The sequence below is a fragment of the Archangium sp. genome, from assembly GCF_036389735.1.
In the GTDB taxonomy this organism is placed as follows: domain Bacteria; phylum Myxococcota; class Myxococcia; order Myxococcales; family Myxococcaceae; genus Archangium.
Genome location: NZ_DASVWK010000808.1, coordinates 1 through 10,989, shown reverse-complemented (window position 1 = coordinate 10,989; position 10,989 = coordinate 1). Strand labels below are relative to the sequence as shown.

7 protein-coding genes are annotated in these 10,989 nt (G+C 70.7%); 4 read left to right on the top strand and 3 right to left on the bottom strand.

What is annotated here, in order from left to right; genetic code table 11:
• Positions 1–645, top strand: a 645-nt coding sequence (locus VF794_RS28780) for a hypothetical protein (RefSeq protein WP_331115890.1), incomplete at its 5' end; no start/stop codon positions are given.
• Positions 646–678: 33 nt separating this feature from the next.
• On the opposite strand, the gene VF794_RS28775 is transcribed toward VF794_RS28780, so the two are convergent.
• Positions 679–3,024, bottom strand: coding sequence for an ATP-binding protein (locus tag VF794_RS28775; protein WP_331115888.1), 2,346 nt, complete (start codon positions 3,022–3,024; stop codon positions 679–681).
• Positions 3,025–3,248: 224 nt separating this feature from the next.
• Here VF794_RS28775 and VF794_RS28770 point away from each other — a divergent pair, with 224 nt between their 5' ends.
• Positions 3,249–4,994 (top strand): OmpA family protein, encoded by a 1,746-nt coding sequence (locus VF794_RS28770; protein WP_414640970.1) that lies wholly within the window; start codon positions 3,249–3,251, stop codon positions 4,992–4,994.
• A gap of 19 nt (positions 4,995–5,013) precedes the next feature.
• On the top strand, positions 5,014–8,106 hold the full coding sequence (agmC, locus tag VF794_RS28765; RefSeq protein ID WP_331115886.1) for an adventurous gliding motility protein AgmC: 3,093 nt from the start codon (positions 5,014–5,016) through the stop codon (positions 8,104–8,106).
• A gap of 78 nt (positions 8,107–8,184) precedes the next feature.
• Here the strand turns inward: agmC and VF794_RS28760 are convergent, their stop codons facing one another.
• Positions 8,185–9,753 carry a sensor histidine kinase gene (locus tag VF794_RS28760; protein WP_331115884.1) on the bottom strand — a complete coding sequence of 523 codons (1,569 nt, stop codon included), beginning with the start codon at positions 9,751–9,753 and terminating at the stop codon, positions 8,185–8,187.
• A gap of 146 nt (positions 9,754–9,899) precedes the next feature.
• Here VF794_RS28760 and VF794_RS28755 point away from each other — a divergent pair, with 146 nt between their 5' ends.
• On the top strand, positions 9,900–10,403 hold the full coding sequence (locus VF794_RS28755) for a DUF421 domain-containing protein (protein WP_331115882.1): 504 nt from the start codon (positions 9,900–9,902) through the stop codon (positions 10,401–10,403).
• Position 10,404: 1 nt separating this feature from the next.
• Here the strand turns inward: VF794_RS28755 and VF794_RS28750 are convergent.
• Positions 10,405–10,989: endonuclease/exonuclease/phosphatase family protein (locus tag VF794_RS28750; protein WP_331115881.1), on the bottom strand; the 585-nt coding region annotated here is incomplete at its 5' end.

Here is a 10,989-nt window from a genome sequence, read left to right as displayed (position 1 = left end):
GGCGCCTCCATCCAGCTCACCGAGCAGCCCGGTGGGCCGAAGTGGGCCGAGGATGCGCTGGCCCCCGCTCGCCGTGCGGTGTTCTCCGCCCACGAGGAGGGCGCCACCGGCTACCTGGAGCTGCGCACCGGCGGCTTCTCCGAGCGGGACGCGGAGGGCCAGGTGCTGGCGAACGTGCCGCGCGAGTACCTCGTGCCTCGCGAGGCCAGCCGCAACACCGCGGTGGCGCTCCCCGTGGTGCGCACGCGCGACGGCATCCGGGTGGGAATCGAGCACCGGGAGCTGCCGGTGGTGCAGCACTTCACGGGCAGCGCCAACCTCGCGGTGACGCCGGCGTGGCGTTTGCCTCGGACGCTCACCCACTCGAGTCAGGTGCCCGCCTTCATCACCGAGCGCCTGCGCGAGGAGTTCTCCCTCACGGTGCGCCACACCTGGGAACTCGGGGGCTCGTACCACACGACTCCGGGTGTCACTCCCGAGCTGGCGTGGCCCTTCGCCGTGGAGGTCGAGGCCGATGCGGCCCGCGACTCGCGCCTGCGCTGGGTACCGCTGGAGGTGCTCGTCAGCCACCTGGACGCGGTGCGGGATGCGCACCTGCTGGTGGTGGCCTGGCGGCTGGCGCACGCGTTGGGCGTACTCGGCTGACGCTCACCGGGCATGCTCCCGAGGTTGGCACGCCTACTCCCGGCCCTCCTCCAGGTGGGAGTGGGGGGCGCGGTGGTCGTGCTCCGGCTCCCTGCCCAATGGCAGCCGCACCGTGGCTACCGCGCCACCGCCCTCGCGCGGGCGCAGCGAGATGTGCCCTCCGTGCCGGCGGACGATCTCCCGCGACACGTACAGCCCCACGCCGATGCCCGAGATGCCCGTCAGCTCGCGACGGTCTCCGCGCTCGAAGCGCCCGAAGAGCTGCTCCTCGTCCACCACGCGCAGGCCAATGCCCCGGTCCGCCACCACCAGCTCGCCCTCGCCCCCCGGCAGGACCCGCGTCCACACCTCGATGGCGCCACCCGTCGGGCTGTACTTGATGGCGTTGGACACCAGGTTGTGAACCACCTGCTCCAGGCGCAGCTCGTCGAACTCGCCCACCACGGGCCGCGCCTCCAGCTCCAGCGTGTGCAGTGGCGAGGCGCTCACCAGGGACTCGCCGACCCGCCGCACCACCTCGCTCAAGTCCATGCGCGTGCGCTGAAGGGGAAGCTGCTCCAGCCCGAGCTGCGAGGCGTCCAGGAGCTGGTTCACCAGGCGCGTCACCCGGTCCACCTGCCGGCTCACCTTGTCCAGCCGTTCGCCGTACTCTCCCTCCACCTTGCGCCGCAATATCTGCACCTGCGCCTTGAGCGCCGTGAGCGGCGTCTTCAGCTCGTGCGAGGCGATGGAGAGGAAGGCGTCCTTCTCCCGACTGGTGCGCTCGATGGCCTCCATCTGCCGGGAGAGCTGCCACGCCATCCGATCGAAGTTCCGCGCCAGCTGGCTCAGCTCGCGCGGGGCGTCCTCGGCCACCTCGCAGGCGCGCGCCGCCCGGTCCCCCGAGGCCAGCCGGGCCGCCGCGTGCGACACCCCCTGCACCGGCGAGACGATGGTGCGCGAGAAGGCGAGCGCCAGCAGCACCGCCGCCACCGTGGCCAGTCCCACCGTGCCCAGCAGGCCGAAGTAGGCCCGCTCCACGTCCCGCTGGAGCCGCGTGCCGGGTTGCTCCACCACCACCCGCCAGCCCAGCGGCCGCACCTCCATCATGCCGAAGTGGCGCATCGTGCCCACGCGCACCAGCGTCACCGCGTCCTGCTCCAGCTCGTATGTCCCGGTACCCCCGCTCCGCATCCGCTCCAGCGCCCGCTCGAGGGACGTGTCGAGGATGGTGCGCATCCGCGCGCCGCCGGTCTCGGCCGAGTCGAACACCACGCCGCCCCGCGAGTCGATGACGCGGATGCGCCGCTGCGATTCTCCCACCTGGGCGCGGGCATGCCGGCGCAGCCGCGGCAGGTCCAGCGCGGCCAGCACGTAGCCCGCGTATTGCTCCTCCCGGCGGATGGGGGCCACCGTCACCACCAGCGGCCCCCGCACGCCGCCCCGCCCGAGGAAGACATCACTCACCAGCGGCTCGTGGGCCTCTCGCGCCTCCCGCACGTAGGGCCTGTCCGAGAAGTCGGTGCCCGCCAGCGGACGGCCCGCCGCGTCGGTGCGCGGAGAGAAGGCGAGCGCCACCCCCTCCGGGCTGCCGACGTAGGCGTTGACCACCTCCGGCGAGTAGGACACGAGCGCGTCCAGCTCGCCCTCGAGGAAGTGCCGGCCCGGCAGGGTGCCTTCCGGCGACAGGCCCGACGCGAGCGTGCGGGCCAGTTGGGAGACGCCATGGCGCGAGTGCGCGAGGCTGCTTTCGATTTCATTCGCCACCACCCGCGCGGCGTGCAGGTTGTCCTCGTTCACCTGCCGCACCTGGGTGGTGTAGCGCGTGCGGCCCTCGGCGCCGCCCAGCACCAGCACCGGGATGATGGCGCCCAGCGCGAGCGCCGAGCCGAACGCGCGCCCCAGGGACACGTCCGCCAGCGGCAGCGGCAGCAGGGAGCGCAGGCGTCGCCGGACGGCGGGGATGAGCAGCACCACCTGAAGCAGGAGCGCCGCCAGCAGCCCGTTCACCGCCTGCTTCACTCCCGCCACCAGGACGGCCGAGGCGGGGATGTCGGCCAGGACGTAGTAGGTGATGAAGAAATACAGCGGGCTCAACATCCAATAGAGACCGTCGGCCACCAGCGGGGTGAGGCGCCGACGCAACGCGCCCACGAAGAGCCCCTCCAGCAGCATGTTGAGACACCCCCACGGGTGCCCCCACATCCAGAGGGTCCTCGCGCCCGACACGGCGCCCGCCAGCCCGCCCGCCACCGGTCCGAGCAGGACAGCGGCGATGAGCACCAGCAGCGGCCCGAGCAGCAGGTGGACGCCTGGCAACACCTCGATGGCGGCCAGGTTCGACACCCACCCGAGCAGCCCGAGGAGCAGGCCCCAACCGACTCTTTTCAGGGCGCTCATCCGTGCCCAGGGTGCGCACCCCCTGCTGACGCGGCAACGTTTCTTTGCCCTGAAGGCTCACTCCGCGTCACAGTCACGGGTTGACTGATAGACACGGCAGGGGAGCGTCGCGGTCGCCCAAGGTCCAGGCGGGCTTCCCCTCCACCCTGAACAATGCCTGGACACTCCAGGCTTCGCGCGGTCTGTATGCGCCCGACCCGCAGGGCCCCGACATGGAGAAATCATTGAGCCACACGAAGCGACTCGCACGCTGGTCCGCCGTAGCGGCCATGCTGTGCGCCTCGACCGCGCTCGCGCAGCCCACGGGCCTGCCTGAGTTCGAGCTGGAACGTCTGGAGCTGAACCCCAACGGCAAGGGTTCGCTGCTGATGGGCACCGGCGAGCTGCTGCAAGAGGGGGGCTTCCGCCTCTCGCTCGCGGGGCAATACGAGAATGATCCACTGGTGATGTACCGGGAGGGCAACCGGCTGGGCTCCGTGGTGGGAGACCGGGTGACGGCGCACCTGCTGGCGGCGTGGGCCCCGATGCGCTGGCTCGAGCTGGGCGTGCAACTGCCCGTGGTGGCTTGGCAGCGCGGGGATGACCTCTCCGCCCAGGGCATTGGCGCTCCGGGCCGCACGGGTCTGTCCACCCCCACGGTGAACGTGCGGCTGGGACTGCTCTCGCAGCGGCGGGATGCCCCGCTGGACCTGGCGCTGGAGCTGGGCGCGGGACTGCCGCTGGGCAGCGCGGATACGCTCTCGCGCGATCGCATCGTCCGCCTGTCGCCCAAGGTGATGGCGGGCCGGCGCTTCGGCGCGTTGCGCGCGGGTGTGGAGGCGGGCATGTTGGTGCGGCCCGCGGTCGCCCTCAGCGAGGACGCCAACATCCAGGACGAGCTGGGCAACGAGGTGCGCCTGGGCGCGGTGCTCGCCACCACGGGGGAGGGGCTGCGTGGAGAGCTCAACGTGCGCGGCACCGTGCCGCTCACCCGCGCGCCGACGTCCGTGGAGCTGCTGGCCGGTCTGCGGCTGCCGGTAGGCGGGTCGACCGAGGTGTATGCGCTCGGGGGCCCCGGCTTTGGTGATGCCCCGGGGACGCCCACCTTCCGCCTGCTGCTTGGCGTGGCCGTCGGAGGAGGCGAGAGGCCGGACGCCTCGCGCCGAGACGACGACGGCGATGGCGTGAAGAACAGCGAGGACAAGTGCCCCACCGAGGCGGGCCCTGCCGAGCGTCAGGGTTGCCCGGTGAAGGACTCGGACAAGGACGGCCTGGAGGACGGCGCGGACAAGTGCCCCACCGAGGCGGGTCCGGCCGAGCGTCAGGGTTGCCCGGTGAAGGACTCGGACAAGGACGGCCTGGAGGACGGCGAGGACAAGTGCCCCACCGAGGCGGGCCCGGCCGAGCGTCAGGGTTGCCCGGTGAGGGACTCGGACAAGGACGGCCTGGAGGACGAGCGGGACGCGTGCGTCACCGAGCCGGGCCTCGTGGAGCTGAAGGGCTGCCCGGCGAAGGACACGGACGGCGACACCGTGGCGGACCACCTGGACAACTGCCCCGCCGAGAAGGGCCTCGCCACCAACGCGGGCTGCCCCGCGCAGCAGAAGCAGATGGTGGCCATCCAGAAGGGCAAGCTGGAGATCAAGGAGCAGGTGTTCTTCGCCACCGGCAAGTCCATCATCCAGCCGCGCTCCTTCAAGATGCTGGATCAGGTGGCCAAAATCCTCCAGCAGCACCCCGAGGTGGACCGGATGGTCATCGAGGGCCACACGGATGACCGGGGCAACGCGGAGGCCAACCGCAAGCTGTCGCAGGCGCGGGCCGAGGCCGTGAAGGGCTACCTCGTGAGCAAGGGCGTGGAGCCGTCGCGTCTGGAAGCCAAGGGCTTCGGTCCCGACCAGCCCATCGCATCCAACAAGACGGAAAAGGGCCGCGCGGCCAACCGGCGCGTGGAGTTCATCATCATCACCGCCGAGCGCGAGCTGAAGTAGCCGAAGGAATCAAGGAATCATGAGCAATCCATTCTTGAAGAAGTGGCTCGCGGCCATGCTGTGCATGCTGGCCCTCGGCTCCACGGTGGCACGGGCCGAGCCCGACTCGTTCGGGCTGGGCAGCGGGCGCAACGGTGCGCTCACCGTGACGACCACCGGCAACATCATCAACAGTTACACCCAGGTGACGGGACCGCTGGCCCCGGGGGACACGTCCCTCCCGGTGGGCACGTGCCTCGGCGCGGTTTCCTGCTTCTCCGCGGGCGAGCTGGTCATGGTGCTCCAGACGACCGGTATCGTCCCGGAGCCCGCGTCCGGAGCGGCGGGCCCCCTCGACATCACCAATGATGCGGTGGGTCGCTGGGAGTTCGCCCGGCTGGCCTCGGTCTCGGGGTCGACGCTGACGCTGACCGCGCCGCTCGTCCACTCCTATGCGGCGAACGTGACCCAGGTCATCAAGGTGCCCGAGTACACGACCGTCACCGTCAGCTCCACCGGACGCATCGTCCCGCTGCCCTGGAACGGGAGCGTGGGTGGCGTCATCGCGTTCCTGGCCACGGGCACGGTGAACAACGCCGGGCAGATCACCGCCAACGCCACGGGGTTCCGCGGGGGCACGTACCTCCCTTCCGAGGAGGAGCCCGTCGCGAAAGGCTGCGAGGGACTGGATGAGGCCCCCACCCGGGGGGCCCAGAAGGGTGAGGGCATCGCCAACGTGCGCTACGGCCCCACTCACACCGGGCGTGGCAACGTGGCTAACGGTGGTGGAGGCGGCGTCTGCCTCAAGTCGGGCGGTGGAGGTGGTGGCAATTACGGGAGCGGTGGGATGGGCGGGCGCTCGGACGGCTCCATCGGCACGGCCCGGCCCGTGGGTGGGATGGGGGGCTCGGCGCTCGTTTATTCGCTGCTCAACCACCTCACGCCAGGCGGTGGAGGTGGAGCCGGTCAAGGCACCGAGCTCACAGGGGCGCCCGGTGGGCGTGGCGGTGGCATCATCTTCATCCGGGCCAACCAGCTCACGGGCACGGGCAGCATCCAAGCCTCAGGGGGTGGGGGAGGCTCTTCGAGCGAAGATGGAGGCAGTGGCGGTGGCGCGGGTGGTTCCATCTATCTGCGCTTCGTCGATACGGCCGCGTGCGGCGCGGTCTCCGCCAATGGAGGCGTCGGTGGCACGGTGAACACCGGCCGGGTGGGCCCTGGTGGCGGCGGTGCGGGTGGACGGGTGTTGTTCCAGGCCGCGACGGGAGGCACCTGCGGCCTCAACCTCACGGGTGCCTCGCCCGGCAACCAGCAGGACCCCACTGCGCCCGACGGCATTACCTACGGGGCCACGGCGGGTGGCAACGGCATTCCCACCCTCCTGACGGGTGGCTTCGTGGTACCGCCGACGCCCACGGTGAGCACTCCAGCCAATGGCAGCTTCACCAACAACCGACGACCTGTCATCACGGGGACGGCCCGTCCCAGTACCACGGTGATCATCTACATCGACGGGGTCGAGGCCGGCCGGGCGACGTCCGACGCCGCCGGTAACTACTCCTTCACCCCGACCGTGGACCTGTCCGAGGCAAGCCACACGGTGCAGGCGGCCACGGAAGTCGAAGCGGTGCAGAGCCCCAGGAGCGCGGCCAACACCTTCACCGTGGATCTCACGCCGCCGGAGACGAAGATCGATTCGGGCCCGTCGAGCCCCACCAACGCGACGAGCGCGACGTTCCCGTTCTCCTACGTGGGGACGGAGCCGGGCCCCGTGACGTACCAGTGCAAGCTGGACACCGAGCCGGACTTCACCGCGTGCCCCAACCCGAAGACGTACACGGGCCTGGGTGAGGGAGCGCACATCCTCTTCGTGCGCGCGGTGGACGCGGCGGGCAACGTGGATCCCACGCCCGCCCGCTATGACTGGACGGTGGACACCACGGCGCCGAACACTGTCATCGAGTCGGGTCCGCCGGCCGTCACCTCCTTGACGAGCGCGACGTTCGACTTCAGCTCGCCCGAGGCGGGCGTCACCTTCGAGTGCAAGCGGGACACGGAGACCACCTTCACCGCGTGCTCGGACCCGATGACGTTCAACAACGTGGGTGAGGGAACGCACACCTTGGAAGTGCGGGCGCGGGACGCGGCGGGCAACGTGGACCCCACCCCGGCCACGTACACCTGGCGCGTGGACACCACGGCGCCGAACACTGTCATCGAGTCGGGTCCGCCGGCCGTCACCTCCTCGACGAGCGCGACGTTCGACTTCAGTTCGCCCGAGGCGGGTGTCACCTTCGAGTGCAAGCGGGACACGGAGACCACCTTCACCGCGTGCTCGGACCCGGTGACGTTCAACAACGTGGGTGAGGGAACGCACACCCTCGAGGTGCGCGCGCGGGACGCGGCTGGGAACGTGGACCCCACCCCGGCCACGTACACCTGGCGTGTGGACACCACGGCGCCGACGGCGCCCGTGGTGAGCGGTCCGCTGGAGGGCGCGACGCTGGACACCCTCACGCCGGCCATCACCGGGACGGCGGAGCCGGGGAGCACCGTCACCGTCATCATCGACGGCCAGGAGGTGGGCACCGTCAAGGCGGATGCGTCCGGCAACTGGAGCTACACGCCCACCACGCCGCTGACGGTGGGCCCGCACGAGGTGAAGGTCCGCTCCACGGACGAGGCTGGCAACACCAGCCCCGTGTCCCCTGGCCGCACCTTCACCATCGTCCAGGACACCCAGGCTCCGGAGACCACCATCTCCTCTGGCCCCTCGGGCACCACCCCGGAGCGCGGTGCCACGTTCGAGTTCACCTCGAACGAGCCGGGCGTGACATACGAGTGCAGCCTGGACGGCGCCGCCTTCACCCCGTGCACCTCGCCGGTCACCTTCACCAACCTGGCCGAGGGCGAGCACACCTTCCAGGTGCGCGCCCGGGACGCGGCGGGCAACGTGGACGCCACTCCGGACACCCGCACCTGGACCGTCCGGAACGAAGACACCGGGAATGGGGGCGGGGACATCTCCTTCCGCGGCGACGGCTTCGGCTGCTCGGCCACGGGCGGTGACTCCGCGCTGGTGCTGATGGGCCTGGGCACGTTCCTCGCGCTGGCCCGCCGTCGCCGCCGCTAGCGACGCGTCCGCCAGGGGCTTCCGGGGGCCGGGCTCCCCTCCCTTCTCCGGGAGGCGGGGCCCGTCCTCTTTCCGGGCTCAGTGCACCTGCTGGGACGGGCCGGTGTGGGGCCGCTCGGGCCCGGGGGGCGTGGGGTTGGCGGAGGTCAGCAGGGGCAGGGCCACGTAGAAGGTGGCGCCCCGGCCCATCTCGCTCTCCACCCAGATGCGGCCCCCGTGGCGCTCCACGATGTCGCGGCTGATGTAGAGGCCCAGCCCCAGCCCGCCGTAGGAGGTGATGGACACGTTGCGGGCGCGGAAGTAGCGCTCGAAGAGCTGCTCCTGCTGGTCGCGCGGAATGCCGATGCCCTCGTCCGCCACGGACAGCAGCGCGAAGTCGTCGTTCACGTCCAGCGTCACGCGCACGGTGCTGTCCCCGGGGCTGTACTTGAGGGCGTTCTCCAGCAGGTTGGCGATGACATGCTCCAGCCGGTACGCGTCCCCGCGGATGCTCACCGACTCCTCCGGGTGCACGTAGTCGATGCGGTGGTGACCCCGCTCGGCGTCCATGCCCGTCAGCACGCGCTCGATGAGGGTGTCCAGCCGGAGGGGCTCGAAGTGCAGCGCGAGCCGGCCGGCCTCGATGCGCGAGGCATCCAGCAGATCATTGATGAGCGCGGTGAGCCGCACCAGGTGCTGGCGCGCATGGCGCAGCAGCGAAGGGTCCACGGGCTCCTTGCGCTCCAGGCGGCGCTCCAGGCTGGCCAGCCGAAGCGACAGCGGGGTGAGGGGCGTCTTCAGCTCGTGCGAGGCGATGGTGAGGAAGTCGTCGCGCACGCGGATGGCCTCCTGCGCCTCGCGGTAGAGGTGATCGCGCTCGGTTTCGGCACGGCGCTGCTCGGTGACGTCCTCGACGATGGCCACGCCGCCTTCCACTTCCCCGGCCTCGTTGAAGCAGGGCGCGAAGTGGGCGCGCATGGGGGTGACCTTGTCCGCGGTGACCGAGCGGTAGTCCCCCTCGTAATACGCGTGGCGCCCGTCGAGCACGTCCCGCACGCAGCCCATGAAGGCCTCGTCCCGAAGGGTGAGCAGGTTGAGCCCGATGATGGCGCGCTTGGACGAGCCGATGATGCGCACGAAGTAGTCGTTGCAGGTGATGAGGGTGGGCGTGGTGTCGAAGTGGAAGAGGCCCACGGGGGCGTTCTCGAAGACGAGCCGGTAGGCGCGCTCCCCAGTGGGAACGGCGGGCGCTGCTTGGGAAGGGTCCATCGAGGACACCCGCTCCAGCGGCTCGTCGGTGTAGTCGGGGGACTCGGGCGAGCGCCGCAGCACCAGGGTGATGCGCTCCCCGGGGCCCTCGCCCAGGGTGCCCGCCGTGAGCTCCACCTCCAGCTCCGGCCCGCCGCGGCACAGCAGGGGCACGCGGACGGGGCGCCCACTCAGTGCGCGCCGCCGCTCCAGCAGATAGCGCACGAAGGAGTGGCCCTCGAAGGAGCGCAGGCGCGGGGGAACGAGGTGGAGGAAGGATTGTCCAGCCAGCTCCGCCGTCCTCCAGCCGAGCAGGCGTTCGGCGGCCGGATTCATGTACAGGACGCGCTCGTCGCCGTCACAGGCCACGAGGGGGTCCGCCATGGCATCCATCAGTCGTTTGAAGTCGTCGCCGGACATACCAGAGTCTACAGGTTAGGTACGGCGGGCCCGACCCACCGGCTGCTGGGGCGGGGGAGGGCGCTGAGAGGGTAGGTCGCTCGCCCGCTGGGCCAGGAGCGGGGCAGGGGTAAGCCCGAGGTGATCGTCGTGGCCAGCTTTCGAGCATGAAGCCCTTCGACTGGCACGGTCTCTGGTCCCCGGAGATGCATCCTCTGGAGGTCATCTTCCGCGTTTCGGTGGTCTACCTGTTCGCGCAGCTCGTCCTGCGGCTCCTCGGGCGCAAGGAGCTGGGGCGCTATGCCACCTTCGACCTGGTGCTGCTCTTCCTGCTGACGGTGTGCCTGCGCAGGACCATGGTGGGTGATGACAACAGCCTCACCACGGCCTTCCTCGCCCTGGTCACGCTGGGCTCGTGGGACCGGCTCTTCTCGTGGCTGTCATTCCGCTACCGCGGCGCGGGGCGGGTGCTGGAGGGCCGCCCGCTGGAGCTGGTGCGCGAGGGCGAGCTGGTGCACGACAACCTGCGCAAGACGCGCATCTCCCAGCGCGAGCTGCTCAGCCAGCTTCGCGCCAAGGGCAAGGATGATCTCCAGCAGGTGCGCGCGGCCTACCTCGAGCCCAATGGCCAGATGACATTCCTCTTCCGCGAGGGCGCTTCGAGCCACTGACTCATGGCCCGATGGGAGCGGGGGGCTCGCTCTGGGACGGGGGCAGCGCCTCGGCCCGGGCGGCTGGCGGCTCCAGGTGGAAGCGCGCGATGAGGGGCATGTGGTCCGACAGGCCGTGGAAGCGGCTGTGCGGGTCGCCAAAGGGGCTCGTCTCGTCGAGGTCCAGCCAGCGCACGCCCTCTCCGGCGAAGATGTGGTCCAGGTGCATGCGCATGTGCATGAAGCCGGCGGTGGGGAAGCCGCGGGAGACGCTCGGGTCTATCTGGCCCACCGCCGCCTGGGCGCAGGAGAAGCGGGCTTCGTCACACAGGTAGTGGAAGACGGGCGAGGCCGGGGGCGAGTTGAAGTCTCCGCAGACGAGGAAGGGCTCGCCAGCCGACTGATGCCGCACCAGTTGGGCGAGCGCGCGCGCCTCGTGGAGTTGGTTGATGCCGTTGCCCATCTTGTCCCGGGTGGCCCAGAAGGCGCGGGCGAAGGGGGTGGGCAGGCTCAAGTGGGTGTTGAAGACGTGGAGCGGGAGCCCGTCCTCCTGGCGCACCAGGCGCATGTGCGCGCAGATGCGGCTCTGCTTGCGCTCGCGCAGCAT